The organism is Cohnella caldifontis (genome assembly GCF_029360585.1).
GTDB lineage: Bacteria > Bacillota > Bacilli > Paenibacillales > Paenibacillaceae > Cohnella > Cohnella caldifontis.
The window spans coordinates 71,893-96,150 of record NZ_JAQZSJ010000007.1 but is presented as its reverse complement, the minus strand read 5'-3'; the positions used below and the strand labels follow the sequence as shown (position 1 = coordinate 96,150).

The 24,258-nt window shown below is 61.5% G+C and carries 21 protein-coding genes; 19 read left to right on the top strand and 2 right to left on the bottom strand.

From position 1 onward, the window contains the following. Window positions 1–130: 130 nt before the first annotated feature. The 14 genes from PTZ19_RS12205 to PTZ19_RS12140 all read left to right on the top strand — a co-directional run bounded on the left by PTZ19_RS12205 (window position 131) and on the right by PTZ19_RS12140 (window position 14,222). On the top strand, window positions 131–1,513 hold the full coding sequence (locus tag PTZ19_RS12205) for a two-component system sensor histidine kinase NtrB (protein ID WP_276354768.1): 1,383 nt from the start codon (window positions 131–133) through the stop codon (window positions 1,511–1,513). A gap of 49 nt (window positions 1,514–1,562) precedes the next feature. Beyond that, window positions 1,563–3,107 carry a leucyl aminopeptidase gene (locus PTZ19_RS12200; RefSeq protein WP_276354971.1) on the top strand — a complete coding sequence of 515 codons (1,545 nt, stop codon included), beginning with the start codon at window positions 1,563–1,565 and terminating at the stop codon, window positions 3,105–3,107. Window positions 3,108–3,146: 39 nt separating this feature from the next. Beyond that, complete coding sequence (locus PTZ19_RS12195) at window positions 3,147–4,439, top strand: MFS transporter (protein WP_276354767.1); 1,293 nt, start codon at window positions 3,147–3,149, stop codon at window positions 4,437–4,439. 68 nt (window positions 4,440–4,507) lie between these two features. Further along, complete coding sequence (locus tag PTZ19_RS12190) at window positions 4,508–5,092, top strand: sulfite oxidase-like oxidoreductase (RefSeq protein ID WP_276354766.1); 585 nt, start codon at window positions 4,508–4,510, stop codon at window positions 5,090–5,092. Window positions 5,093–5,118: 26 nt separating this feature from the next. Next, complete coding sequence (locus PTZ19_RS12185; RefSeq protein ID WP_276354765.1) at window positions 5,119–5,463, top strand: YojF family protein; 345 nt, start codon at window positions 5,119–5,121, stop codon at window positions 5,461–5,463. A 16-nt stretch (window positions 5,464–5,479) separates the two neighbouring features. After that, window positions 5,480–6,118 (top strand): bacillithiol biosynthesis deacetylase BshB2, encoded by a 639-nt coding sequence (gene bshB2, locus PTZ19_RS12180; protein WP_276354764.1) that lies wholly within the window; start codon window positions 5,480–5,482, stop codon window positions 6,116–6,118. Window positions 6,119–6,584: 466 nt separating this feature from the next. Further along, complete coding sequence (locus tag PTZ19_RS12175; RefSeq protein ID WP_276354762.1) at window positions 6,585–8,207, top strand: glycoside hydrolase family 9 protein; 1,623 nt, start codon at window positions 6,585–6,587, stop codon at window positions 8,205–8,207. A 113-nt stretch (window positions 8,208–8,320) separates the two neighbouring features. Next, window positions 8,321–8,599: a HesB/YadR/YfhF family protein gene (locus PTZ19_RS12170; RefSeq protein WP_276354761.1), complete on the top strand. Its 279-nt coding sequence runs from the start codon at window positions 8,321–8,323 to the stop codon at window positions 8,597–8,599. Window positions 8,600–8,706: 107 nt separating this feature from the next. Next, window positions 8,707–9,672 (top strand): aldolase catalytic domain-containing protein, encoded by a 966-nt coding sequence (locus tag PTZ19_RS12165; protein WP_276354760.1) that lies wholly within the window; start codon window positions 8,707–8,709, stop codon window positions 9,670–9,672. Between the two features lie 431 nt (window positions 9,673–10,103). Beyond that, the gene (locus PTZ19_RS12160; protein WP_276354758.1) at window positions 10,104–10,706 is read left to right on the top strand and encodes a hypothetical protein; all 603 of its coding nucleotides are present in this window, start codon (window positions 10,104–10,106) and stop codon (window positions 10,704–10,706) included. Window positions 10,707–10,749: 43 nt separating this feature from the next. Continuing rightward, window positions 10,750–11,430: a response regulator transcription factor gene (locus PTZ19_RS12155; RefSeq protein WP_276354757.1), complete on the top strand. Its 681-nt coding sequence runs from the start codon at window positions 10,750–10,752 to the stop codon at window positions 11,428–11,430. Continuing rightward, entirely contained in the window at window positions 11,427–12,434 is a 1,008-nt protein-coding gene (locus PTZ19_RS12150; RefSeq protein WP_276354756.1) for a HAMP domain-containing sensor histidine kinase, read from the top strand. The genes PTZ19_RS12155 and PTZ19_RS12150 overlap by 4 nt, the downstream gene beginning before the upstream one ends. Window positions 12,435–12,520: 86 nt before the next feature. Next, window positions 12,521–13,459 carry an ATP-binding cassette domain-containing protein gene (locus PTZ19_RS12145; protein WP_276354754.1) on the top strand — a complete coding sequence of 313 codons (939 nt, stop codon included), beginning with the start codon at window positions 12,521–12,523 and terminating at the stop codon, window positions 13,457–13,459. Further along, window positions 13,437–14,222, top strand: a complete 786-nt coding sequence (locus PTZ19_RS12140; protein ID WP_276354752.1) for an ABC transporter permease — start codon at window positions 13,437–13,439, stop codon at window positions 14,220–14,222. The genes PTZ19_RS12145 and PTZ19_RS12140 overlap by 23 nt, the downstream gene beginning before the upstream one ends. Before the next feature lie 194 nt (window positions 14,223–14,416). On the opposite strand, the gene PTZ19_RS12135 is transcribed toward PTZ19_RS12140, so the two are convergent. Continuing rightward, window positions 14,417–17,335, bottom strand: a complete 2,919-nt coding sequence (locus PTZ19_RS12135; RefSeq protein WP_276354750.1) for an MMPL family transporter — start codon at window positions 17,333–17,335, stop codon at window positions 14,417–14,419. 284 nt (window positions 17,336–17,619) lie between these two features. On the opposite strand from PTZ19_RS12135, the gene PTZ19_RS12130 reads away from it, so the two are divergent. Then, complete coding sequence (locus PTZ19_RS12130) at window positions 17,620–18,198, top strand: TetR/AcrR family transcriptional regulator (protein WP_276354748.1); 579 nt, start codon at window positions 17,620–17,622, stop codon at window positions 18,196–18,198. A gap of 130 nt (window positions 18,199–18,328) precedes the next feature. Here PTZ19_RS12130 and PTZ19_RS12125 read toward each other — a convergent pair whose 3' ends face one another. After that, entirely contained in the window at window positions 18,329–18,643 is a 315-nt protein-coding gene (locus tag PTZ19_RS12125) for a hypothetical protein (protein ID WP_276354747.1), read from the bottom strand. Between the two features lie 103 nt (window positions 18,644–18,746). Between PTZ19_RS12125 and pxpB the strand changes: the two genes are divergently transcribed. The 4 genes from pxpB (at window position 18,747) to PTZ19_RS12105 (ending at window position 23,930) form a co-directional block, all read left to right on the top strand. Beyond that, window positions 18,747–20,549, top strand: a complete 1,803-nt coding sequence (pxpB, locus tag PTZ19_RS12120; RefSeq protein ID WP_276354746.1) for a 5-oxoprolinase subunit PxpB — start codon at window positions 18,747–18,749, stop codon at window positions 20,547–20,549. After that, window positions 20,546–21,325 (top strand): LamB/YcsF family protein, encoded by a 780-nt coding sequence (locus tag PTZ19_RS12115; protein WP_276354744.1) that lies wholly within the window; start codon window positions 20,546–20,548, stop codon window positions 21,323–21,325. Before pxpB ends, PTZ19_RS12115 begins: the two co-directional genes overlap by 4 nt. Window positions 21,326–21,446: 121 nt before the next feature. Then, window positions 21,447–23,537 (top strand): putative bifunctional diguanylate cyclase/phosphodiesterase, encoded by a 2,091-nt coding sequence (locus tag PTZ19_RS12110; protein WP_276354742.1) that lies wholly within the window; start codon window positions 21,447–21,449, stop codon window positions 23,535–23,537. Between the two features lie 21 nt (window positions 23,538–23,558). Then, a complete protein-coding gene (locus PTZ19_RS12105) occupies window positions 23,559–23,930 on the top strand; it encodes a gamma-glutamylcyclotransferase family protein (protein WP_276354740.1) in 372 nt (123 codons plus the stop codon). The last annotated feature ends 328 nt before the right edge of the window (window positions 23,931–24,258 follow it).

Below are 24,258 nucleotides of genomic sequence, written 5' to 3'. Positions count from 1 at the left end.
TGCCGGAGGCCGCAGGATTCGACAACCGTTCGACAGGATCTCGGATTGACAGCCCATCGAATCCTGACTATGATGGATGTAATTTCCGCAGGCTGGATGCTGCTTCTTGACGACGGGAGGAACAGGCTTCATGGAAGCTTGGAAAACGCATTATTTTCCGTCCCTCGCGGAATTCGTCCGCACGGGAGGAACGGATTTTCTCCGCAGCACGGAAGAGCTGCGAAGGGAATTGTACGGCGCGAACCAGGACGAAATACTGAAGCACCATGAAGAAAGCGTGCGCTTTTTGTTTTCTTTCGCCGACCCAGAAGACCGGATGACGCTCGCTCATCGGTCTCTTTTGTTTTTGACGGAAATGCTGATCGCCTACCGGGTGCCGGAAGAGGCTGCCGCCCGGGAGCCGGAAGCCAAACCGGATTTGACCGCCGCCATCCAAGCCGTGCCGATCGCCGAGGAAAGCCCGCCTAACAAATTCGAGACCGTCCTTCAGCATATGGACAGCGGAGTGGCGCTGTTCGACGAGGCGGGCAACCTACGTTTCCTGAACGTGCAGATGTCGAGATTCCTGCAGGCTCCTCGCCGTTCGCTGATCGGCTGCACGATGCGGCAGTTGCTGCTGCACCCGCATCTGGCGCCGAAGACGCGGAAATTCATCCTGCACATGTTGAGGGAGATGAACCGGTACCACCGGTTCCACGGAGAATTCCAGGACGCGGACGGCCGGATATTTCTCGTGGGCGTCTCGCAATCCGAAGAACTTGACGGGGACTATCTCGTCAGCGTGAAGGACGTTTCGGAGTACAAGCAGATCGAACAGGCGGCGTTCCAGAACGACAAGCTCGCGATGCTCGGCAAAATCGCCGCGGCCATCGCGCATGAAATCCGCAACCCGCTCACCTCCATCCGGGGGTTCATCCAACTTCTGCTGCCTTATTTGAAGGAAATCGGCAAACAGGATTACGCCAAGATCATCCTGTCCGAGATCGACCGGGCGAACGACATCATCTACGAGTTCCTCAATTCCTCCAAGCCGACCGCCCCCATGAAACAGACCGTATTGGTCGGATTGCTGCTCAAGGAAATGATCCTGCTTTCCGAGAGCGAGGCGCACATGAAGGATTGCGAGCTCAACTGCGAGATTTTCGACCCGTACCTGACCGTCGCGATCGACGTCAAGCAGATCAAGCAGGTGCTGCTGAACATCATCAAGAACGCGATGGACGCGATCCACGAGGTCGGGGACGGCCGCAAAGGGCGGATCGACGTGTCGGCCCGGCGGGAAGGCAAGTTCGCGCTGATCTCGATCCGCGACAACGGCAAGGGAATGGACCGGATGACGCTGAGCCGGCTGTTCGATCCTTTCTTCACGACCAAGGAAGCGGGAACGGGCCTCGGACTGTCGGTCAGCTACCGGATCATCAATAACCACGGCGGCACCATCCATGTCGAAAGCCAACTGGGCGAGGGCACCGAATTCATGATCTATTTGCCTTGCACCGACGGAAAAGAGTAAAATCGGGGTAAATCAGTCGGTACCAGGTGGGATGGGTTTCGTGGAACGAATGGACATAGAGTCGATGCTTTGGCCGGGCTGGCAGCTGCAGTGGACGGTGGACCCGATGGACGTCGAGGACCGGATCGGGAAAACGGCTGAAGCCGTCGTCGCGATGGTGGATTCGGAATCGCTCGAGGGCGGCGGGTTGCTGCTTCACCCGGCTTTGGACGAGACGCTCCGCGACTTATTCCGTCGCGGGGCTTTCGAAGCTTCGCCGGGCGTTACGGAAGTTGTGCCGACGCTCGGTTTGCTGCCGGAGAAATACGCGATTTACGCCTTCTGCCCGCTGGGCGAGCCGACGCCGAAGGGGATCCGGATCGCCGCCGGGGGAATCGGGAAAGCGGCGGCCGGGCTCAAGGTTTCCTCCATGAAATGGAACGTTCCGTCCTCGGCGGTCCGGGCGATCGGCGCGGGGGCGGCGGCAGCCCTTTGCGCGGAAGGATTGCTGCTCGGCGCTTATCGGAAACGGACCTATGCGGGAGAGAAGCGCGAGCTCCCGACGTGGGACTTGCGGTTCGTGCTGGAACGGAAGGAGGACGGTCCGGACTGGGATCGCGGGTTCCTGACCGGCGTCCATACGGCGGATGCCGTCTGCTACGCGCGCGAGCTGACCAACGTGCCCAGCAATCGGCTGACGCCGGCGAAATTCGCCGAGGAGGCCTCGTTGCTGGCGAGCAGGTACGGAAGCTTGGAATGCCGGATTTACGACGAGAAGGAAGCGGCCGACGAAGGCATGGGCGGACTGCTCGCCGTCGGACAGGGGAGCGCCAACCCGCCCCGGATGATCGTGCTCCGGTATCGGGGCAATCCGGGGTCCGGCCGCACGACCGGTCTGATCGGCAAAGGCGTGACGTTCGATGCCGGAGGCATCAGCCTCAAACCCGGCGCCGGCATGGAGGAGTTCATCTCCGACATGGGCGGAGCGGCGGCCGTCTTCGGCGTCATGCGGGGACTGGCGCTTCGCCGGATTCCGGCGAACGTCGTGGCGGTCGTGCCGGCGGTCGAGAACATGCCGTCCGGAAGCGCCTATAAGCCCGGGGACGTCATCGCCATGTACGGCGGAAAAACCGTGGAAGTGCTGAATACCGACGCGGAAGGCCGGATCGTGCTGGGCGACGGGCTCACGACCGCGATTCGGGAGGGCGCGGACGAACTGATCGACGTGGCCACCTTGACGGGGGCCGTCATGCATGCGCTGGGAGACGTGACGACGGGGGCCATTACGAACGACGAAGCATTGCTGCAAGCCGTAATCCGGGCTTCGGAGCGAGCGGGCGAATACGTCTGGCCGCTGCCCGCCCACCCGGAATACCGCCGAATGCTGCGCAGCTCCGTCGCCGACTTGAAAAATCACGGCGGCGCCTGGGGCGGAGCGATCGCGGGCGGCCTGTTCATCGGCTCCTTCGCCGAAGAGCGCCCATGGGTCCATCTCGACATCGGGGGAACCGCCTGGATGTGGGAGGACCGCGACCTCGAGCCCAAAGGGGGAACGGGCGTCATGGTGCGTACGCTGCTGGAATATTTGCAAGGGGTATCCGAGGCCGAAAGTTAACGCAAGATCGGAGCCGAAGGCTTCATGGGGGAAAACGTCATGGGAGACCGGAAACCGGGCTTCGGCCGTGCGCTTCTTTCGCGGCGCAGCGTTTCCGAGCAGCGCAGAGGCTTGCGGGTCATGCTGATGGAAGGCATTCCCGCCGTCATCATCGGCAATTTGCTGGGCGGACCGCTGCAAACGGCGTTTTTGCTGTTTTTGGGCTTCTCTTCCACGCAAATCGGGCTTACGCTCGCGATTCCGTCCTTCACGCTGCTCGTTCAAGTTTTCATCGCTTTCGCGATGCAAAGATGGCGGAACCGCCGGCGGCTCGTCTTGGTTTTCGCCGTCTGCCATCGCATCTTGTGGGTTGCCACGGGTCTCATTCCTTTGTTGTTCCCCAAGGCGGCCTGGGCGCCGCTGTATATATCGCTTTTTCTGGTTTCTTACGCCTCGGCGCAAATTTGCAACATCGTCTGGACGTCCCTGATTTCGGATGCCGTCCCTCCGTCCGTGAGGGGCAAGTACTTCGGCATCCGCAATATGGTCCATTTCGCGGTCGTGTGCGTCACCCTTCTGGCCGGAGGCCAAATCATGGAATGGCTGCCGGGAAGCGCCGGCTTCGCTGTGCTGTTCGCCATCAGCGGGCTGTGCATTCTGTGGAACGGCTGGGAGCTCGCCCGTTATCCGAACCCGCCGTTCGAACCGTCGTCTAAAGGCGCCTCCTTCGGTACGCTGCTGCGGCCGTTCGCGGACCAAGCATTCATCTCGGCGTCGGGGTTCATTTCTTTGTTCCTGCTGCTTCAAAACGTCATCGTCCCGCTGTTTTCCTACTCGATGCTGAACGTCCTCCAGCTGAACTACAGCGAAGTGACCTTGATCACGATGCTGCAAAACGTGGTCATGATGATCAGCTACTATTATTGGGGCGTCGCCAACGGCCGTTATCCCGCCCGCAAGTTGCTGCTGTGGACGTTTCCGCTGATCGGGGCTTCCTGCTTCGCTTGGATCGGCATGGCCGCGCTGCCGGTCCTGCCGGTGTTGATTCTGGTTCATGTGTTGCTTGGGATCGGGCTCGGGGGTTACAACCTGTTGGCATTCAATTTCCTGATCGGCGATTCCCCGAAATCGGAACGTCCGATGTACGTGGCGGTATTCAACGGGCTGACGGGTCTTGCGGGATTTCTCGGTCCGCTGATCGGGGGCTGGCTGTTTAAAGCGTCCGCGGACGGCCCGGTTTGGCTGCTGCGATACGGACTTGCCGCGGGGACGGGGACGCTCCTGCTCGCGCTCGCCGTCGGCGCGGCGCCGTTGTTTTTCCGGATCAAACGCCCCGCCGTCCGGGAAGGATGATGATGGATCGAGTTGGCTTCGCGAAGGAAGCCTCATGCGAAGATCGGACAAGGAGCGTGAAAGATGCCATGAACGCATCGGATTTGCAATTGAACCGGGTGCCGCCCGGACAACGGGTGACGACAAGCTTCCCCGTGCTGCACGAGGGGGAAGTGCCGGATTACCGGGACCTCGGGCAATGGAATTTGCGCGTTTTCGGGCTCGTGGAACAGGAGGGGGAATGGTCGTACGAGGAATTCATGGCGCTGCCTCGCCGGACGTTCCGCAACGACATCCATTGCGTCACGGCTTGGTCCCGGCTGGACAACGAGTGGGAAGGCGTCGCCGTGTCCGCGCTGCTCGAGCGGGTGCGGCCGAAGCCGGAGGCGAAGTTCGTGATGCTGCACGCCGAGCACGGCTTTACGACGAATTTGCCGCTGGAGGATTTCATGCGGGACACCTCGTTCTTAGCCGTCAAGTTCGGTGGGGAGCCGCTCACGCCGGAGCATGGGTTTCCCGTCCGTATGGTCGTGCCGCACCTCTACTTCTGGAAAAGCGCCAAATGGCTGCGCGGCATCGAGTTCACGGCGGCCGATAAGCCGGGCTTCTGGGAGCGGAACGGTTACCACATGTACGGAGACCCATGGCGCGAACAAAGATACGATTTCGATTAAAAGCTGACGCTACTGGAGGTAACGACATGCAATTGATCCATCCCGTCCAGGTCCAGATCAGGCTCAACGCCTTGCGGGATCAAGACGTTTTCATCCATCTCGAAATGACGTCCGGGGCGTACGCCGCCCACAACGACAGCTCGAAGCATCCTTCCGCGACGTTCATTACCAACGCGCGGATTCGTTATGCCCACGGTTCCATCGAGGGAGCGGGACCTTACCGGGTGGGCTTGAAAACGGAAAACGGCTGGGTGTACTCGGAAGGCCTTACGCATTGGGACGAGAACGATACGGAACGGCTGATTTTGGCGGGACATGACGCGCAGGGCAAGCTCGTGGTCGCGCTGCAGTTAAGCCGCCAACCGTTCTGAGGAGGGGGAATCCGCCATGGCGAACAACATTTTAGTCATCCTGCCGCATCCGGACGACGAAGCATTCGGCCTGTCGGGCACGCTGGCCAAATCGATCCGCGAAGGCGCCCGGGTAACCTATGCCTGCCTGACGCTGGGGGAAATGGGGCGCAACATGGGCGTGCCGCCCTTCGCGAACCGCGTCACGCTTCCGCGATTCCGCAAGCTGGAGCTGGAAGAGTCCTGCCGGACGATCGGCATCCAGGATTTGCGGCTGATGGGCTATCACGACAAAACGATCGAATTCGAAGACAAGGACAAGCTGGACGCCCGCATCCTGGAACTGCTGGAGGAAGTTCGGCCCGGGACGGTGTACACGTTCTATCCCGGATATGCGGTTCACCCCGACCATGACGCCACCGGGGCCGCCGTCATCCGCACGATCGCCCGTCTTGCGCAGGAAAGAAGGCCGATCGTCCGCTGCATCGCGTTCTCCAAAAACCGCGAGGAAGCGATCGGCCTGCCGGACGTGAAGGTGGACGTCCGGCCTTTCCTGAAACAGAAGCTGGGCTCCATTCAGGCGCACCGCTCCCAATTCCAAATCCCGAAGCTGTCCCCGACAGAGCTGGAGGACCGGTTCGGCACGGAGTCTTTCTATACGTACAAGTTTTCTTGAACGTTACAGAAAGTTTAAGTTCGCTAAAGCGATAAAGAGCGAAAAAACTTTTTGTACCCGGAAAAACTTCCTCTCAACGCGGTCGCTCATCTTTGAAAGACATCGATAGAAGTTTTTCTTAATTCGAAACGGGTTTACATTGATAGCCAAACTTGAATACCGCACACCAGCATGATGGCCGAGCGATTTCCCGCGAAGGGGAATCGCCTTCTTTCATGGCCTGACGGCTCCGAATTCCGATTGCCGTTCGACGAGGAGGAGCAGAGAATTTCTACGCTTCCGCGCTGCGCGCGTTCTGGAACGAGCCGTGGTTGGCCGGTTGCTTCTGGTGGGATTGAAGCGTGAACCTGTATCCGATCGGAGAAGCGGCCCGAAATACGGGATTTGACATTTTCGGAAAAAAGGCGGAACGTGTATTGCGGGAGTGGCATGTGAAGCCGATCGGGGAAGAAGGAGGAGACGCCGCATGGAGAGGGAGGATCCGCGGATCCGTGTGAATCAAGCCGGCTATCGGCTAACGGATTCGAAACGGTTCGTTGCCGCTTGCGCGGGCGGACGCTTCGAGATCCGCCGCGAGGCGGGCGGCCAAGCGGTTTACGCCGGCGAATTGGCCGGTCCGGCTGCGGACGAGGCCAGCGGAGAGGGCGTGTATGAAGGGGATTTCAGTTCGCTTCGCGAGGAGGGAACGTACCGGGTATTCGTCCCGGGGGCGGGGGAATCGCTGCCTTTCCGGGTGGACGCCCAAGCTTATCGGAGCGTGACGGACGCGTTGCTGAAATGCTTCTATTTCCAACGCTGCGGCATGGAGCTCGAGGCTCCGTACGCGGGCGTCTGGACGCACAAGGCGTGTCATTTGGGATTGGCGCGCGTTCACGGCGAAGAGGAGGTCATGCTTCCCCAAACCGGCGGCTGGCACGACGCGGGGGACTACGGCAAATACACGGTGGCCGCGGCCAAAGCCGCAGCCGACTTGCTGCTGGCGTTCGAGACGTTCCCGGCCGCGTTCGGGCGGACGATCGGGATTCCGGAATCGGGAAACGGCGTGCCGGATCTGCTGAACGAGGTCCGCTACGAGCTGGAATTCCTGCTGCGGATGCAGCGTCCCGACGGATCCGTGTTCCATAAAGTCACGACCGAACGGTTCCCGGCGCTTGACGCCATGCCGGAGGACGATGCGGCCGAGCTCGTGTTCTCGCCCGTATCCGCGGCGGCGGCGGGCGCGTTCGCCGCTTCCATGGCCATGGCGGCCCGGGCTTTCCGGGCATATGACGCCGGATTCTCGGATACTTGCCTGGAAGCGGCGGTCCGGGCGTGGGAGTGGCTGGAAGCGGCGCCGGATCGGACGGGATTCCGCAATCCGGCGGACATCCATACCGGCGAATACGGCGACGAAACGACGGATGACGAAGCGTATTGGGCCGCCGCCGAGCTGTTTCGGACAACCGGTCGGGACGTGTACCGCGATGCTTTTCGTTCGGCTTTCGAGTCGGCGAGGTTTCCGCTTTACGAGCTTGGATGGGCGGACGTGGGCGGGTACGGCACGCTGGCGGTTTTGCTGACGGAATCCGGCCGGATCGGCGCCGATATCCGAGACCGGCTGCTGCGCGGCTGGATGGATCGGGCGGATGAGCTCAAAGCCCGCTGCGACCGCGGGGGCTACCGGATCTCCTTGACGCCGGACCAGTACATATGGGGCAGCAACATGGTGCTGATGAATCAGGCCATGCATCTGATCTTCGCTTCGAAATTCTCGGGCGATTCCGCATACGAAGACGCCGCGCGGAACCACTGGGATTACCTGCTCGGCGTAAATCCGCTGGGCCTCAGCTACGTGACCGGGATCGGCGCCCGCGCGGTGAGGCATCCGCATCACCGGCCGTCCGTCGGCGACGGAATCGAGGATCCGGTGCCGGGCATGGTGGCCGGCGGTCCGAACCGGAACCTGCAGGACGAAGCCGCGAAACGGGAGCTGCAGGGCCGGCCTCCCGCGCTCTGCTTCGTGGACGACCGGGACAGCTATTCGACCAACGAAATGACGATTTATTGGAATTCGCCCGCCGTTTTCGTGTCGGCCTGCTTCGAAGGCTGATTCGCCGCGCCGCCCGGCACGGTAACGTCGATTCTTCCAAATTGCGCCGGATAAGCGTATGATGAGGGTGCAAGCGCATTCGCATTCCATGATCAGGATCGGGGGAAGGGGACATGGAGCTCTCCGTGACGGCGGCCGCTCTGGATTGCTTCCGCAGCGAATGGGGTTTCGACGACGGGGAAACGATTCGCGTATTCGTCCGGTATGTCAGCGGAGGGGAGGAGCCTTTCGCGCTGGGCATTTCGCGGGACACGCCACAGGAAGCCGCGCTGGTCGCGCAGGCGGGCGCCCTGACCTTCTTCATGGAACGGAAGGACGTCTGGTACCTGGAAGGACGGCGGCTTCGGATCGACTGCGCGGGGGAAGACATCGTTTTTTCGTTGACGGAATAGGCGGTCGTCCGCCGGACAATCGGTAGCAATCCCGCATGGAATGTTGTACACTAATACAATATCATTCCAGTACCCCGTTGGGATCGGAACCGAAGGAGCTCGATAGGATGACCCCTTACAAACACGGCATGCACTGCCAAATCGTCGACTGCACCGTCCGCGACGGCGGACTCGTCAACAACTGGGACTTCAGCATCGAATTCGTTCAGGACCTCTATGCTTCGCTGAACGAGTCGGGCGTCGAGTATATGGAGATCGGATACAAAAACTCGCCCCGGCTGCTTAAAAGCGACGGTAGCGAAGGACCGTGGCGTTTTCTGAACGACGATTTCCTGCGCAAGGTCATTCCGGAGAAGAAGCGCACGAAATTGTCCGCGCTGGTGGACATCGGCCGCGTCGACGAAGCCGACGTGCTTCCCAAGGGCGAGTCTCCGCTCGACCTCATCCGCGTCGCCTGCTACGCCCGCGATACGGAGAAGGCCGTCGAGCTGGTGAAGCTGTTCCACGGACGCGGCTACGAGACGACGATCAACATCATGGCCCTGTCCAACGTCATGGACAACGAGCTGAACGAATCGCTGGCCATGATCGCCGACAGCCCGGTGGACTACGTGTACGTCGTGGACTCTTACGGCAGCCTCGATCCGGACGACATCCGTTTCCTGGTCGAGAAGTTCCGCCGCGCCTTGAAGGACAAGAAGCTTGGCGTACACACGCACAACAACCTGCAGCTGGCGTTCGCCAACACGCTTGCGGCCATGCAGATGGGCGTGGATCTGCTCGACGCTTCCGTCTTCGGGATGGGCCGCGCCGCCGGCAACACGCCGACCGAGCTGCTGCTGGCCAAGCTGAACAAGCCGGAGTACAACGTCCGGCCCGTGCTCGGCATGATCGAGAAACATATGCTCAAGCTGCGCGAGAAGGAAGAGTGGGGCTATCTGATTCCCGACATGATCACGGGCATGCTCGACGAGCATCCGCGGTCGGCCATGGGATGGCGAGCTTCCGACAAGCGGGATCAATACACGGATTTCTACGATAAAATGACCACGCCGGAAACTTACCCGAAATAAGATCCGCAGGTAAAGCCGGGGCTTCGCGGGCATGCGCTTCCGAGGGATAGACAATGTCTGACTTCGGGAGGCGGTATCCTCGGAGCCCCGGTTTTTAACATTCCGATTCCTTTTTGAGGCCCCCGGAAATATCGGAAGCTGCTGTAGCGCTTCACTTCACATTCGGGGTCCCGGTTCATCTGCAACATTCCGAGTTGTACCGTTGTCCGATATTTCCGTGCATCTCGTCAGAAATTCCCCAACTGGACCGACGTTATCCGATATTTCCGTATAACTGACCACTTTTTCAGCAAAATTTACGCCGATGTACGACTTTTCCGTATATCGGTCCGGAACAAATTTTTACAGCTGCGTCCATTCGCGCCACCTCGACAGATTCCGGTTTTTGGGTTATGTTGGGAACAAATCGGACCCGATGGAGGAGGAGCCGAATGCGTTCGGACGCTCCGTATGGCAAAATCGTAGAAACCTTGAAAAACCGCAAAAGCCTGCCCCCGCTCGCTCCGGAACATGCCTGGCATCCGGGGCTGGACGCGGAAATCGCCGGTTTGCCGGAAGAGCGCATGGCCGGCGATCATCCGGACGGACGGCTGTCCGCGCTGGCCTGGAAAGCCGCGCTCCATCTATGGAACGACAGCCTGGAACCCGCCCATGCCATCGTCCAGGAACTCGAGACGCCGACGGGAGCCGCGTTGCACGGCATTCTGCACCGGCGCGAAGGCGACTTCTGGAACGCGAAATACTGGTTTCGGACGGCGGGCGACCATCCCGCCTATCATGGCTTGCAAGCCCGGGCGTCGGAGTGGCTGGCCGAATGGACCCAAGCCGGAGGTGGTTTGCCGGGAGGTCCCGCGGGTGAAGCGATCCGGACGATCGCCCGGCAGGGGATTTGGAATCCGTATTTGTTCACGGATGCCGTGGAAATCGCCGTGGGCAGAATCGGCGAAACGGCGGCCGTAGAGGCGCTGGAAGCCATTCAGCACTTGGAGCTGGCGGCCTTCCTTCGTTACCTGGAAGCGCGCCTGGCGCCGTAAGCCGGCAACCGGCGGGATACTGCGGCACCGGGAGGCCATCGCGATGAAAACGAGAAAGGTGCTCTATATCGAGGACGACCGAGAAATCGGCAGTTGGGTCCAGGAAGAGCTGGAGCAGCGGGGATACGCGGTCACCTGGCTTCTTACCGGCGACGGCGCGGAACGGGAAGTGCCGGGGCATGACGTCGTGATTCTCGATATCATGCTGCCGGGATTGGACGGATTTACCGTCGGGCAGCGGCTGAAGAAAGCCGCGCCGTCCGTGCCCATTATGCTGCTGTCCGCCCGGACGGCGGTCGAGGACAAGCTGCAAGGGCTTCAATTCGCCGACGATTACGTCACCAAGCCGTTTCATCCCGACGAACTGGCCGCGAGAGTGGAAGTGCTGCTTCGGCGCAGCGGGGCGGCCATGCCGGAACGACTGAAGCTTGGGCAGCATATCCTCGTGGATTTGGCCGACCAAACGGTGCTGGATGAACGCTCGGGGGAAGAAGTGGTGCTAACGGGGAAACAATTTCAGATCCTGATGTATTTCCTGCGCCATCCGAATCGGATTTTGACGAAAGAGCAAATCTATGAAGCGGTTTGGGGAGAGCCTTATCTGGATGGAGACAAGGCGCTGATGGTCCATATCCGCCATCTTCGCGAGAAGCTGGAACAGGACCCCGGCGCGCCGGAGATCATCGAGACGATCCGGGGCATCGGGTACAGGATCAGACGATGAAACGGGTCGGGTCGCCATTCCGCCGGTATTTGCAGGTCCATTTTCTGCTTGCCGCACTGCTCCCGATCCTCCTGCTCTTCACGGCAGTCGGTGTGGCCCCGTCCAGGGGGCACGCAGACGCGGAAACGCTAAAACATTTACGGAATACGTTCGTCATCGTCGGATTCGTCGTCGCGGCGTTCATTGCCGTTTCCTGGATTTTCTTCTACCGCCTTCGCAAACGGCTTGTTCGCCTTCAGGAAGCGATGGCCGTATCCTCCGAAGGGTCCGGTCTCCCGAAGCCCGTATCCGTCCGGACCGACCGGCTCGACGAAATCGGTCGGCTGGAAGCTTCGTTCAACCGCATGATCCGCCAATTGGAGGACAGCCGCCGTCGGGAGCAGGAGGAGGAGTCGCTCCGTCGCCGGCTGATCGCGAATTTATCGCACGATTTGCGAACTCCGCTGACCGCCATTCGGGGGCACGCCGCGAGGTTGCGGAAAGAGCCGCTCAGCCCAGAGGGACGCGGTTCGCTTGAGGCGATGGACCTCACGATCACCCACGCCGGGGATCTGATCGACGATTTGCTGTCTTACACGCTGCTCACCTCCGGCAAATATCCGTACCGCCCGGAGCCGACGGACCTGGTCCGGCTCGTCAGATCCGCCGCGGCCGCTTGGTACCCGGCGTTTGAAAGCGCGGGGTTCCGCATCGAGGCCGAATTGCCCGAGGAATCGGGCTTGGTCTGGGAAGTGGACCCGCAATGGATGAGACGCGTGCTGGATAATCTGTTCCAGAATATCCATCGTCACGCGCGGGACGGCCGATATATCGGCATCGCCGTGAACGTGGAGCGTGAAGAGCTCGCGATCGAAGACAATGGTCCGGGTTTGGGCGGGCCTTCGGAAGATCGGGGCGCCGGGATCGGACTCTCGATCGCCTTGTACATGTTGAAAGAGATGAAGCTGCAGGCGTTATTCGAGTCGGGCGAGAACGGCACGACCGTTCGGATAATCAAAATTTAAACCGATTTTAAACGATGGGCTCCCGGTTTTTAACCTGGTCGGGCTATGATGGTAGCCGAGACAGGAAAGGAGGAGCCCTTTTTGACATGGAAACATTCGTAATGCGGACCCGAGGTTTAACCAAGCGATACGGCAGTCAAGCGGCGCTGGATCAGGTGGACTTGTCGGTGCGCCGCGGCAGCATTTACGGCTTCATCGGGCAGAACGGCGCGGGCAAAACGACGCTGATGCGAATCGTGGGAGGGCTGACGTTTCCTACGTCCGGAACGGTAGAACTGTTCGGTGAGACGGACGCCGGCCAGGTGAACGAGGCCAGGGCCCGGATCGGGATCACAATCGAACGCCCGGCTTTGTTTCCGGCCATGACCGCGGCGGAGAACCTGGAGGTTCACCGGCTACAGAAGGGCATCGCGGATCGGTCAACCGTACGGGATGCCCTCGACATCGTCGGACTGCAGGATACGGGCCGGAAGCCTGCGGGCCAATTTTCGCTGGGCATGAAGCAGCGCCTGGACCTCGCGATCGCGCTGTTGGGCCGGCCGGAGCTGCTGATTCTCGACGAACCGGCCAACGGCTTGGATCCGGTCAGCGTGGTCGAGCTGCGGGAACTGCTCCGCCGTCTGAACCGCGAGACCGGCTTGACGATCGTCATCTCCAGCCACATTTTGAGCGAGCTTCACCTGCTCGCGACGCATTACGGAATCATCCATCAAGGCCGGCTGCTGGAGGAGTCGACCGCGGAACAATTGAATGCCCGATGCAGGCGGTATTTGCACATCAAGGTGGACGATCCCGCCCGGGCGGTGGAGTTGATCGGGCGAGAGCTGCGGACGGCCGATTTCGAGCTGCTGCCGGATGGTTCGATCCGGCTGTACGAGGCGGCAGAACGCCCGGGCAAATGGTCGGCGATGCTGGCGGCCGCGGGACTTGAGATCGAGCAGTTCATGCCGATGGGCGAGTCATTGGAAAGCTATTACGTCCGGCGGATCGGAGGCGAAACGCATGCGCCCATTGCTCGCGGCTGAACGATTCAAATTGCGAAAGAATCATACGTTTCAGACGCTGATCCTGTTCCTGGCCGTCACGATCCTTCTTTACGCAGCCGTGGCCTGCTTCAGCCAGCTTCGGGATGGAGGGTTCGCCGTCACTCTAACCGTCATGGAGCTGTATGCCAACGCCATCACGATCAACCAATTGCTGCTGAAAATCTTACTCGGCGTACTGGCAGGATTCTTCATTGCATCGGAGTATGCGGCAGGCGTACTCAAGCGTTCCGTGTCCGCGGGACGCGGCAGAGAGTGGATTTACGCGTCCAAGTTGGCCGTCTATACGCTTGGCGTTGTGTCGGCGGCGCTCGTCATACCCGTACTGGCGATCCTCCTCGGATGCCTGCTGAACGGGCTGGGATTGCTGGCCGGATTCGGCAGGCAAGAAGGCGTCACGCTGCTGGCCTATTCTCTGCGCACTCTCGGATTTACGGCGTTGTTCGGAGCGGGATATGCTTCCATTGCAGCCTGGATCGCCGTTTGGCTGGCGGATGCCGGCCGAACAATCGGTGTTTCGATCGTGTTTTTTCTCTTCGTCGATCAAATTCTGAACTCGTTAAGCGGGTACTTTCCGCTGCTGAAATCGTTGTACGATTATTCGCTGTTTAAGCTGTTTGCGGATACGGCGGCGTTTCAAATGAGCGGCGAAGGCGTACTGCTGTGCCTGATCGTGCCGATTGCGACCATCGCGGTATTCGCGCTGCTCGGCGTTTGCCGGTTCCGTCGCAAAGAAATTCATTGAAAGGCGGTTGCTCGCCCGATGAAGAGATGGATTTTTTGGATTCTTGGCGCCCTGGTAGTCGCAATCGTATTTTTGCTTATGACCGCCCATTATTGAGCGTTGGTCTGGAGCGCACACGGGAAACCGAAAGCGTAAAAAAGCCGCAGTCCTCTAAGGATTGCGGCTTTCGATTTGCCTGAATTGGACTCGCCGTTCTAGAACGAATCCGCCGACGGTGCTCCGGCGGAGGCGCCGCCCGTCTGCCCGGGTACCGGATCCTTGCTGCGGAACGGCCACCAGTTGGCTTCGCCCAGCAGATTGGCGAAGGAGGGGATCACCAGCGCCATGAAAATCACGGCGTAGAGCAGCAGGCCGATCAGCGTGGCGACGCCGATCTGCACCAGCGTGACGACGCCGGAGAAGCCCAGCGCGCCGAAGGTGCCGCCCATGATGACGGCCGCGGAGACGATGACGCCGCCGGTCGTCTGCATCGCCCGGGTCATGGCGGCTTTCACGCCCGCGCCCGCGCGGTGTTCCTCCTTGAAACGGGCCATCAGGAAGATGCTGTAGTCCACGCCGAGGGCGACGATGATCAGGAAGACGAAGAAGGATACGTTCCACGAAAGGCCGGGATAGCCGAGCAACTTCACGAACAGGTACTCCTCGATGCCCATCGTGATCAAATAGTTGAAGCCGAGCGACAACAGCACGTACAGCGGCGCCAGCACGGAGCGCAGGAGCAGCATCAGCACGACCGCGATGCCCGCCAGCACGAGCAGCCCCGTGCGGATGAAGTCCTGGAAGGAAATATCGCTCAGCTCGTTGTACCGGGCCGTCGTCCCGCTCGCGTAGGCTTTCGCGTCCGGGATCGCGGAGACGGCGAGGCTTTGGCGCAGCGCCGCGGCGGCTTTCTCCACCGTGTCCATGGCTTCTCCGGAATAAGGGTTGCTGCTTAAGATGATGTCGAATTTGGCGACTTTGCCGTCTTCGGAAATGTAGTAATCCAGCGCCTGTTTGAACGTATCGTCGTTCAAGGCTTCGGCCGGAACCGCCCATCCGCCGATTTGCTGCTTGCCTTCCGCCGCGATGTTTTCCTGGGCGGTCTTGACTTGCTCGAGGCCGCCGCTGACTTGGCGCAAACCGTCCATGCCTTGCTTCAAGCCGTCCGACAGCCGGTTTAAGCCGTCCTGCAGGGCGGTCACGCCGTCGGCAGCCTGCAGTTGGCCTTGGGCCAGCTGGCCGATACCGTCGCCCAATTGGCGGAGGGCCGGCACCATGCCGGTCAGGCCCTGGCTGAGCGGGACGGCCCCGGCGGCGAGCGATGACAGCCCTTTGGCCAAAGCTTGCTGCTTGCCGGCGATCGCCAGCAGGTTCGGATCTTGGGCCAATTCCGGATGCGCCTCGATCAGCTTGTCGATATCGGTTTTCATGGAAGCCGCAGCCCCGCTGGATTGCTGCAGGCCCGATGCCAGCTTCGAGGCTCCGTCTGCGCTTTGCTGTAAGCCGGCTTCAAGCCGATTCGCCCCTTGGCGGGCTTCTTCGGTTTTGGCTGCCATGCCTTTCAACCCGTCGGTCAACTTTCCGACGTCGGAGCGTCCGCCGTCGATTTGCTTTCCGGCTTCCTCCAGCCCGTTCCCGACTTTGTCGACGCCTTCCTGGAGCTGGCCGATCGCGTCCGAAGCTTTGCCGAGCTGGTCGGGCACGGTCAATTCCGTCAACTGCTTCCCAAGCGGACGGACCGCGTTGCGGACTTCCTTGATCCCCGGCACCTTGAGCACGTCCACGCTTGCCTGTTCCAGAGCGGCCAAGGAGGACGGGTTGCGCATGGACGCGGAAGACGTGATCGCGATGGAAACGGGGAATACCTCCCCGGAACCGAATGCTTTCTCGACTTGGCGGAACCCGACGACGGAACCGAGGCCGGGATCGATTTCCGCCACGTCGTCGAAGGACCGCTGCCCCTTGAACAGCAAGGTAATCGGGGCGAGCAGGACGGCCGCGACCAAGATCACGAGCCCAGCGCGTTTGGCGCTCAGCGCGCCGGCGGCTCCCCAGAGCCGCGATTCCCCGTGCCCGCGGCCGGCTCCGACCTTCATCGGCCAATACGTCGCGCGGCCGAGCAGCAGGAGCAGCGCCGGAGCCAGCGTCATGCCGGCGATCAGCGTCACGACCACGCCGATCGCGACGCCGGCGGCGGATTGGTACAAGCCGAAGCGGGCGAAGCCGATCAGGAAGAAAGCGGCGAACACCGTGCTGGCGGAGAATGCGATCGTTTTGCCGACGCCTTTCATGGTGCGGGTCATCGCCTCGAGCTTATCCCCGTCTTTCGAAAGCTCTTCGCGGAACCGCTGGATCAGCAGGATGCAATAGTCCGTGCCGGCCCCGAACAGGACGGCGATCAGGAACGATTCCGTGAAATTGGAGACGGGCAGCCCTAAGTCCGTCGCCAGGGCGATCAGCCCGCGGGAGATGACGAGGCTGATGCCGATCGTCGCCAGCGGGATCAGGGGGGCGACCGGCGAACGGAACACGATGAGCAAAATAACGAGCACCAAGCCTACGGTCAGCGCTTCGGTCTTTTTCAGCCCGTCCTGCGACGATTGCTGGAATTCCTGCGTGATCGGGGCGGACCCGGTCAACTCCGCATGCGTCCCGGCAGGGGCTTGGTTCAGCATCTCCTTCAATTGTTTAAGCGTCTCGTAGGTCGCGTCGTCCAAATCCGACTTCGGCAAATTGACCATGGCGAGGGCGGTCGTTCCGTCCTTGCTCAGGAAGCTGTCCTTCATGTCGGGCTGCGTCCGCGACGATAGTACGCTCGTGATGCCGAGCCGCGATTTGTCCCGTTCGATCCGGTCCAGCAATTCGTTCAGCCAGGCGGTGTCCCCGTCCTGCAGGCCGCCGTCGCGGCTGAGCACGATCACCGCGCCGGAAGCGGCTTTCGCGTCCGGGTTGATCTGATCCAGAAGCTTGACGGCTTGCGTCGACTCCGAATCGGACGGCAGAAACTTCTGTTCGGTCTTCTTCACGATCTCCTGCAAATCGGGCAGCGCCAGCGCCGAAGCGGCGGCCAGCGCGATCCAAACGGCCAGCAGCGCCCAGCGCAGCTTCGACGTTACGCGAATCCATTTGTCCATGCGGGAATGAGTCCTCCTATCCATCCGGCTCTCTCGCATTTACGCGCCGCCGGTTCTCCGTAGCTCCGTTATACCCGAAAAAAATAGGAAAATCAAATCTTTTTTGAACCGCTGGTCATAAATTTTAATTTGCCGCGAAAAAGATTGATATGACAGCGTTTTATTGGACAATAACGGGAGCGATTTTAGGGAATTCGAGTGCGGAATTGGCCGCGTTTGGACTTGCGGTCATTTTTTGTTGCGGCCGGCGGAAGGTGTGCTACAATAAGGGGAAGGAGGGTGCCATGAAACGGGAAGAGAAGAAAGCTTTGACCAGGCAACGAATCGCCGAAGCGGCCAAAGAACTGTTCGAGCAGAGCGGGTACGAGGCCGCGACCGTTCAGCAGATCGCCGACCGGGCATCCATCGCGAAGGGGACCTTCTTCAACTATTTCACGTCCAAAGAAGACTTGATGCTGGAGCTTCAAGGGATGACCATCATCCGGGAAATCGAGAACCTGGCGGGCAAGCCGGGCCCGGTGATCCCTCGGATCCAAGCGCTTTTGTTCGAATACGCCCGGCATTTTCCGATGAACCGGACCGTCACGCGGGCCGTCATGCAAGGCATGTTCGGGAGCGAGAAGCTGCGGGAAGCGCAAATCGACCGCTGCGTGGAGCTTGGGAACGGACTCGCGCCCGTGCTGGAGCTTGCGCAGGCCCGGGGGGAAATCCGATCGGACATTCCGGCTTCGGTCGTCGCGCAGCTGGCCATCCAGACGTATTACGGCGTGTTGATGAGCTGGGCGCTGGAGCAAGGCGAGGCGGAACTGGCCGACCAGATGATGCTTACGTTCGAGGTGTTCGTTCGCGGGATTTCGCCCTGAGGGCGATATTCGGCGGTTACAATTCGGATAACCGCATGCGCGGGGAGCGGCCGACCGCTTCTCCGCGCGTTTTTTGCGTTATCGAAGATTACTCCTTGACCTTATTCGTCCGTTCTCAGACGTCCGATAGTCAGCCGTTCTGCCCGTATCCTTCGAGCTCGCCGTCGCCTCGGATGGCGGCCGACCGGCCCAGCGGATTCGGATGCAGAAATCCCCGGCCCGACATCGCTTTGCCGCCGATCGTCACCGCGGATAGGGAGATGCCGATGTCCTCCGCCTCCGCAAAACGCCGGAGCAGCGCCAAATCGGCGATGCCGTCCAAGTCGACGTACCACAGCCGGGTGCCGTACTCGGATACGACGGTCAATTTCGCCCTCGCGAAGGAGAGCGGATGCGGCGTCCCCGCTTCGGTGATCGTTAGCGCGGCCAATTCATAATGCTCCATGCAACAGCCCCTCTTCCGTTTACGTTCCTTGGACGATAGTATCATTGTATAGGTTAGCCTGATAGGCGCGCAATGCCATGAAACGCAGGAAAGGGGCGGGAAGATGGAACGGATCGGCGTGTTGCCGTTGGGAGACGCCGCTCTCCTGTTCGTTTGGCCGGAGGGAGGACAGACGGGGCCGGCGGATATCGCCGCGCGGGTCGAGCATGCGCGGAGGCTCCCGCTGCCCGGCGTGAAAGAATGGGTCCCGGCGTATCGGTCGGCTGCGGTCCACCTGGATTTGGCGGCACTGGCGCCGGATGGCGGGAGCATCGCGGACGCGCTGACGCGGCTGGCCGAGCGTCTCGTTCCGGAATTGGAGAAAGCCGGAGCGGCTTCCGAAAGCGCGGTTGCGCGCCGAATTCGGCTGCCCGCGACATTCGGCGGCGCGTCCGGCCCGGATTTGGAGGCATGCGCGGCCCGTTCCGGGTTGTCGGCGGATCGGTTTGTCGAGGAGTTCGCGCGGACGGAGTTCAAGGTCGCGATGATGGGCTTCGCGCCGGGCTTTCCCTACTTGTCGGGACTCCCGGACGTTCTGTCCCAGCCCAGGCACGGGACGCCGCGTATGAGGGTTCCGGCGGGCTCCGTCGGGATCGCGGGAAGCCAGGCCGGCGTTTACCCGGCCGAGTCGCCGGGCGGGTGGCAGCTCATTGCCCGGACGACGGAACGGCTGTTCCGCCCCGAGTCGGAGGAACCGTTCCTGCTGGCTCCGGGAGACCGCGTCTTCTTCGTTCCGACGGTGCCCGCGGAGTCCGGGTCGGGCCAAACCGGGCCGATGCCGGACGAACCGGACTCCGAATCGGAGAAAGCCGCGCTGTACGTATCCGCTCCCGGGATGTTGACGACGGTGCAGGATTCGGGGAGATTCGGCTGGAGGGCGCGCGGGGTTTCGGCCGGCGGCGGAATGGATTCCGTCTCGCTGCGGCTGGCGAACGCGTTGGCGGGCAACGCGGAAGGGGCGGCCGTGCTGGAAATGACGCTGCTCGGTCCTTCCTTCCGCCTGGAGCGGGATCTGCTGATCGCCGTATGCGGCGCAGAATTCGACGCCCGCATTGACGGCGAGCCGTTCCCTTCGCATCGGCCCGTATGGGCGCGGAAGGGCTCCGTTCTGACCTTCGGCAGGGCGATCCGGGGCTGCAGGGGCTATTTGGCCGTTGCCGGGGGGATCGACGTGCCCGCCGTGCTGGGCAGCCGGGGCACGGATCTTCGCTCCGGCTTCGGCGGTTACCGGGGACGGGCGCTGGCGGCGGGAGACGGTTTGCAAAACGGGCGGCCGTCGCCATGGAGCGAACGATTGGCCGGACGGCTGCGGGAGCAAGCGGACCAAGAAGGCAAAGCCTGGGCGGCGGTTCCGTGGCGGATCCGCCCGGGGGCCTTGGCCGGTGTAACCGAAGCGGATGGCGTGCGGGAGTCCGGATCCGGCGGCCGACGGGTCACGCTTCGCGTCGTCCCGGGGGCGGAGGGGGAAACGTTCGGCGACGAAGCCTGGAGGAGCTTCCTGACGGAGGATTACCGGGTGGAGGCGGCATCCGACCGCATGGGCGTCCGGCTGGCCGGTCCCGCGCTGATCCGGGAACGGTCGGAGGAGCTCGCGTCGCACGGCGTCGCGCCGGGCACGGTCCAGGTGCCGCCGGACGGGAAGCCGATCGTGCTCGCCGCGGACTGCCAGCCGACCGGCGGGTATCCCAAGATCGCCCACGTGATCGGCGCGGATTTGCCCTTGCTGGCGCAGTGCGTTCCGGGCGATCTCGTCGGATTCGACTTGGTCGGCCACGACGAAGCATGGCATGCCTGGCGGCGCAGCGAGCGCGAACTCGGCACGCGGATGACGGGCATCCGGTTGAAGGGAGAGCACGGGCAAACATGACGGAAACGATACGGGAAATCGACCTGAACGCGGATTTGGGCGAAGGCTTTGGCATCTACGCATGCGGGGAAGACGAGGCGCTTCTTCGGGTCGTCTCCTCCGCCAACATCGCCTGCGGGTTCCACGCGGGCGATCCGCACTTGATGCGCCGCACGGTGGAAAGCTGCCTGGAGAACGGGGTGGCGATCGGGGCGCATCCCGGCCTGCCGGACCGGATGGGTTTCGGCAGAAGGGAAATGCGCGTCGCGCCGCGGGAAGCCGCCGATTGGATCCTCTACCAGGTCGGGGCGCTCCAAGCGTTCGCCTCGGCCGCGGGCGGCGCCGTGCGGCATGTCAAGCTGCATGGCGCCCTCTACCACATGGCGTCCGCGGATCCGGAGCTCGCCGCGGCGGCGGCGCTCGCGGTCCGTTCCGCGGGACGCGAATTGCTGCTGTACGGGCCGCCGGACAGCAAGCTGTCCGAAGCGGCGGAGGAGGCCGGCCTGGCTTACGTGCCGGAAGGCTTCGCGGACCGTGCCTACACGGCGGGAGGGACCTTGGCTCCCCGCAGCGTCCCCGGCTCCGTGCTGGAAGACGAGGCTTCCATGCTCGAACAGGCCCTGATGCTGGCGGAGGGAAACGAATTCGCCGGGCTGGACGGGAAGCCGGCGCGGATCGCCGTCCGCACGATCTGCATTCACGGGGACACTCCGCGAGCGGCGGCGAAGGGCAGCCGGTTGGCGGAAGGGCTGAGAAGGGAAGGGTGGACGATCCGGGCGCCCAGGGGTTCGCGGTAGCCGTCGAATCCCTTATTGTTTTGTCGGCATAGCAGGAAAACGGGCGACGAATGTGGAAATGGTAAAGCAGGAATGTTCAGGAAGTCGCCATTTTGTCGCAGACGTCGGTTGGAGGACCAGCATGTCGATTAATCGCGCGGAAATGAGAACGGTATGGACGGTATTGGCGGCAGCGGCGGCGTTCGCCGTTCTGCAACTGTGGCGCGGACAGCCGGATCGGTTCATCGCCTGGATCGGATTCGTCAATACGGAGCTGCTGCTGGATTCGTTTTCCTTCGCTTTGTGTTTCGCGCTTCTCGCGATCGGCTGGATGATCTTCGTGCCGACGCTGTGCAGGCTCAGGATGCTGACGGCGGCTTTGTTTTTGGCCATCGGAATCCTCGATCTGATTCATTTGATGAGTCTGCCGGGAATGCCTCTGTACGGGGTGGGGTTCGGAAACGGGGACACCCTTTTGGAATGGATGTCTCAAGGACTGTCGGGCGTCGGCCTGCCGTTCCTGTTCGCGATGCGCAACGCCGGAGCGCATCCGCGTTCGCGGTTGTACGCGACGGCCGCGGTCGCCTTGCTGGCCGGCGGTTTGGTCAGCACGGCTTTTCTCTCGCGGCATGCGGACGCCGCGCGACTCGCATCCGCCCATCCTTACGTTCAAGGCGCGCTTCTGCTTCTCTACGCGTTTACGGCGGGCATGATCCTGTACCGCAACCGGCAGGAGAGGCCGCAGGCGATGCTGACGATCGTGCAGGGATTGGCTTGGCTGGCGTTTTCGCGGTTGGAAGAACTGGCGGCCCTCGGCCGGTTAAGCGTGCAGTACGCCGACCTCTTCAAGTTGGCAGGTTACTACTGCCTGCTCAAAGGCATTTATTACGTCTCGATCGAGGAGCCGCTCAAAAAGCAGAAAAAAATCGAATCCCGGATCAACTACTTGGCCTTTCACGACGAGCTGACGGGGCTGCCCAACCGGCGGATGTTCGGCGAACGCGTCCAGGCCGAAATGAACCGGGCGGTCCGCGGCAACGGTCGGTTCGCTTTGCTGTGGTTGGATCTGGACCGTTTCAAGACGATCAACGATTCGATGGGCCATGCGTTCGGGGACCAGCTGCTCGTCGCCGTTGCCGATCGGCTGACGAACATCGCGGAAAAGCCGGAGCGGCTTTTCCGGATGGGCGGCGACGAATTCACGCTGCTGCTTCCCGACGTCGCCAAAGCCGTGAAAGCGGAGGAGGCGGCCGAGCGCCTGATGGAAGCTTTCCGGCAGCCGTTCCGCATCGGGCCTTCCGCTTTCCACGTGAGCGTGAGCGTCGGCATCGCCTTGTTCCCGGACGACGGCTCCAGCCTGGATCTACTCCAGCAGAACGCCGACACCGCGATGTACAGCGCCAAAGAATCCGGCAACGGCTGGAAACGGTATTTGCCCGAGATGAACCGGAAGGCGAAAGAACGGCTGCTGCTGGAGAACGATTTGCGGATCGCGCTGGAGCTCGGACAGTTCCGGCTCGTGTATCAACCATTGGTCGATCTGGAATCCGGCAAGCTGGTCGGAACGGAAGCGCTGCTTCGCTGGAACCATCCGCAAAGAGGGGAGGTTCCCCCGTCCGAATTCATCCCGCTGTGCGAGGAGAACGGCTTCATCCTCCCGCTGGGCGAGTGGGTGCTTCGGACCGCTTGCTTCCAAATGAAAGAATGGCAGCAGAAAGGCTATCCGCCCATCGTCATGGCGGTGAATTTATCCATCCGGCAATTCCGTCAGCACGATCTGTGCGAGCGGATCCGCGGCGTGCTGGAGGAAACCGGCGTTGACGCGGGTTTGTTGGAGCTTGAAATCACGGAAAGCATCATGGCGGACGTGGGCTATGCGGCCAAAACGCTGGAGCGGCTGAAGGAGATCGGGGTACGCATCAGCATCGACGATTTCGGCACCGGGTACAGTTCGCTCCATTATTTAAAACGTTTCCCGATCGACAAGCTCAAAATCGACCGCTCGTTCGTGAGCGACGTGCTCGTCGACCGCAACGACGCCGCCATCGTCTCCGGCATATCGGCCATGGCCCGCAACCTGAATCTCAAAGTCACGGCCGAAGGCGTCGAGAGCGAGGGGCAAGTCTCGTTCCTGAAGGAACAGAAGTGCCAAGAGGCCCAAGGCTATTATTTCTCCAAGCCGGTAGCGCCGCAAACGTTGGAAGAACTGTTCCAGTCGGAAATGGCAGGTTGAAAAAGAAGGAGTGCCGCGGCGATGAGGGTTTTCGTGTACGGCTCCCTCCTTCCGGGCATGCACCATCATGCCGTAGCGGAACAATACGCGACCGCGATGGAGCCCGGACGGGTCCGCGGGCGTTTAATCGACGCGGGGGAATATCCTGCTTTGCTGCTGGGCGGTCCCGGCAGCGTGCGGGGCGTCTGGCTGACGGTCGGACGGGAGGGGCTTGCGGCGATGGACGCGTTGGAGGAATATTTCGGCGTTGAAGAAAGCAACGACTACGAGCGGGTATGGCTTCGGGATGCGGATCGACCGGAGATCGCCGGTTGGGCGTACGTATGGGCCGACGCGCGGGGGTTCCTTGAAGCGGACGGCGATTGGTGGCCGGACGTCGTTCGGCGAAGGTGAATCGTGCGTTCTCTGCATGCGGGAACGGAATGGATCGTGGTACGATGGAGCGAAGGGTGCCTGAAGGCCGATATGGCCGCAGGCACCTTTCGTTTGCGTGGTCTTCTTTTTTGATGCGAATCGCTGTGAGAACTTTGCCGTATTTCCCGGAAAATATCGGAGTGTCCACTTTTTAGTCTAGTTCAAACTCCCTTTGCAGGGCCGCAGCCGCAAGCAAATCTTGCAGCAGAGGGAGTAACTCCCTCTATTGCTTTAGGTTCGAGATTTTCCAATGAAGTCACGAGGTTATCGCTCATCCGGCTGAAAGAAGCGGAGACGCGAGGCAAAC

What these genes read in the sequence shown, in the direction of transcription:
- PTZ19_RS12205 (WP_276354768.1), top strand. Translation starts at nt 131, where the DNA reads ATGGAAGCTTGGAAAACGCATTATTTTCCGTCCCTCGCGGAATTCGTC.
- PTZ19_RS12200 (WP_276354971.1), top strand. Translation starts at nt 1,563, where the DNA reads ATGGACATAGAGTCGATGCTTTGGCCGGGCTGGCAGCTGCAGTGGACG.
- PTZ19_RS12195 (WP_276354767.1), top strand. Translation starts at nt 3,147, where the DNA reads ATGGGAGACCGGAAACCGGGCTTCGGCCGTGCGCTTCTTTCGCGGCGC.
- PTZ19_RS12190 (WP_276354766.1), top strand. Translation starts at nt 4,508, where the DNA reads ATGAACGCATCGGATTTGCAATTGAACCGGGTGCCGCCCGGACAACGG.
- PTZ19_RS12185 (WP_276354765.1), top strand. Translation starts at nt 5,119, where the DNA reads ATGCAATTGATCCATCCCGTCCAGGTCCAGATCAGGCTCAACGCCTTG.
- bshB2 (WP_276354764.1), top strand. Translation starts at nt 5,480, where the DNA reads ATGGCGAACAACATTTTAGTCATCCTGCCGCATCCGGACGACGAAGCA.
- PTZ19_RS12175 (WP_276354762.1), top strand. Translation starts at nt 6,585, where the DNA reads ATGGAGAGGGAGGATCCGCGGATCCGTGTGAATCAAGCCGGCTATCGG.
- PTZ19_RS12170 (WP_276354761.1), top strand. Translation starts at nt 8,321, where the DNA reads ATGGAGCTCTCCGTGACGGCGGCCGCTCTGGATTGCTTCCGCAGCGAA.
- PTZ19_RS12165 (WP_276354760.1), top strand. Translation starts at nt 8,707, where the DNA reads ATGACCCCTTACAAACACGGCATGCACTGCCAAATCGTCGACTGCACC.
- PTZ19_RS12160 (WP_276354758.1), top strand. Translation starts at nt 10,104, where the DNA reads ATGCGTTCGGACGCTCCGTATGGCAAAATCGTAGAAACCTTGAAAAAC.
- PTZ19_RS12155 (WP_276354757.1), top strand. Translation starts at nt 10,750, where the DNA reads ATGAAAACGAGAAAGGTGCTCTATATCGAGGACGACCGAGAAATCGGC.
- PTZ19_RS12150 (WP_276354756.1), top strand. Translation starts at nt 11,427, where the DNA reads ATGAAACGGGTCGGGTCGCCATTCCGCCGGTATTTGCAGGTCCATTTT.
- PTZ19_RS12145 (WP_276354754.1), top strand. Translation starts at nt 12,521, where the DNA reads ATGGAAACATTCGTAATGCGGACCCGAGGTTTAACCAAGCGATACGGC.
- PTZ19_RS12140 (WP_276354752.1), top strand. Translation starts at nt 13,437, where the DNA reads ATGCGCCCATTGCTCGCGGCTGAACGATTCAAATTGCGAAAGAATCAT.
- PTZ19_RS12135 (WP_276354750.1), bottom strand. Translation starts at nt 17,335, where the DNA reads ATGGACAAATGGATTCGCGTAACGTCGAAGCTGCGCTGGGCGCTGCTG.
- PTZ19_RS12130 (WP_276354748.1), top strand. Translation starts at nt 17,620, where the DNA reads ATGAAACGGGAAGAGAAGAAAGCTTTGACCAGGCAACGAATCGCCGAA.
- PTZ19_RS12125 (WP_276354747.1), bottom strand. Translation starts at nt 18,643, where the DNA reads ATGGAGCATTATGAATTGGCCGCGCTAACGATCACCGAAGCGGGGACG.
- pxpB (WP_276354746.1), top strand. Translation starts at nt 18,747, where the DNA reads ATGGAACGGATCGGCGTGTTGCCGTTGGGAGACGCCGCTCTCCTGTTC.
- PTZ19_RS12115 (WP_276354744.1), top strand. Translation starts at nt 20,546, where the DNA reads ATGACGGAAACGATACGGGAAATCGACCTGAACGCGGATTTGGGCGAA.
- PTZ19_RS12110 (WP_276354742.1), top strand. Translation starts at nt 21,447, where the DNA reads ATGTCGATTAATCGCGCGGAAATGAGAACGGTATGGACGGTATTGGCG.
- PTZ19_RS12105 (WP_276354740.1), top strand. Translation starts at nt 23,559, where the DNA reads ATGAGGGTTTTCGTGTACGGCTCCCTCCTTCCGGGCATGCACCATCAT.